Annotated in this window: 2 tRNA genes and 3 rRNA genes; all 5 read left to right on the top strand. The window is 31.3% G+C overall.

Going from position 1 to position 1,411, the window contains the following annotated elements:
- Positions 1–113, top strand: a 23S ribosomal RNA gene (locus LQE93_RS16700); the annotation flags it as partial.
- Between the two features lie 46 nt (positions 114–159).
- Positions 160–276, top strand: a 5S ribosomal RNA gene (gene rrf, locus LQE93_RS16695).
- 5 nt (positions 277–281) lie between these two features.
- Positions 282–357: transfer RNA gene (locus LQE93_RS16690), tRNA-Ala, on the top strand.
- A gap of 50 nt (positions 358–407) precedes the next feature.
- Positions 408–482 (top strand) — tRNA-Glu (locus LQE93_RS16685).
- A gap of 842 nt (positions 483–1,324) precedes the next feature.
- Positions 1,325–1,411, top strand: a 16S ribosomal RNA gene (locus tag LQE93_RS16680); the annotation flags it as partial.

The following is a 1,411-nucleotide window of genomic DNA, read 5'->3' as shown; positions in this document are numbered from 1 at the left end:
CCCATAGCATAAGCTAGTAAGACCCCTTGAAGAACACAAGGTTGATAGGTCAGAGGTGTAAGTGCGGTAACGTATTTAGCTGACTGATACTAATAGGTCGAGGGCTTGACCAATAAAAATATAAAATTCATGTGCAATTTTCAGAGAACACTCTGAATATCTAGTGATGATGGCGTAGAGGAAACACTCCTTCCCATTCCGAACAGGAAAGTTAAGCTCTACAGCGCCAATGGTACTGCACGGGAGACCGTGTGGGAGAGTAGGACGTTGCTAGGTTGTATGGGGGTATAGCTCAGTTGGGAGAGCACTTGCCTTGCACGCAAGGGGTCAAGGGTTCGACTCCCTTTACCTCCACCATAAAAAGCTATGGTATACATAGCTTTTTATTTTTCAAATAATAGACTTAAGGCCCCTTGGTCAAGCGGTCAAGACACCACCCTTTCACGGTGGTAACAGGGGTTCGATTCCCCTAGGGGTCACCATACTTAAGGTAGTAAGAAAGAAATTCTTACTACCTTTTTTGCATTTATATTAATTATGTTAATTATAAAATAAAATTATATACAATAGAAAATTAACAATATCAATAATGACATATAACAAGTAAAAATAATTAATGTTTCATATAAGAAAGTAAATAATTATATTAAAGAAGTAGCTTAAAAAAATAATAAAGAAAAATATATTATTTTGAAGATAGATTTATAGAAAGTAAAGAATAGTATGAATTTGGTGATATAAATTTAAAATTAGAGTTTTGCTAACCAAATGGGAGAAAAGATCTGTATTTAAAGTATATTAATTTGAATAAAATTATTTAAATTAATTTATAGAGTTTATATTTAGCATTATAGATAACTAGAGTAAGAAAACTGGAAACAAACAAGAATTAGTATTAATTGTTTAGATATAAAATAGAATTTTTATTAGCAAATTATCTAATTAATATTGATGATTTAATATAAAAGCGGTAGACACTCATCCAGGTGTATCAATAATTAAAAAACAAAGAAAATAATAGAAAAATAGAGAAAAATAATAATAATTTTAATAAATTAATATAAATACATTGCAAGATAATTGATATAGATGGTATTATAAATCTCGTCGCTGAGGTCAACAGCTACAAAAACTTCAAAAAAAAGTTTGAAAAAAAGTGTTGACAGTTAAGAAACAAAGTGATAAGATAAAGAAGTCGCTTGAAGCGATACATAATATGGTCTTTGAAAATTGAACAGAATATAGTTAAAATAAATCCAGCAATTCTTTTGAGAGTTTTTAAATTATTAAAGACTCAAAGTAATTTGAGCAACAGATTAAACTTTTTATTGAGAGTTTGATCCTGGCTCAGGACGAACGCTGGCGGCATGCCTAACACATGCAAGTCGAGCGAGTTGATCCCTTCGGGGTG

This window comes from Clostridium sp. NSJ-145 (genome assembly GCF_021044725.1).
GTDB classification, from domain to species: domain Bacteria; phylum Bacillota; class Clostridia; order Clostridiales; family Clostridiaceae; genus Clostridium; species Clostridium disporicum_B.
This window is presented reverse-complemented; position numbering and strand designations above follow the sequence as displayed.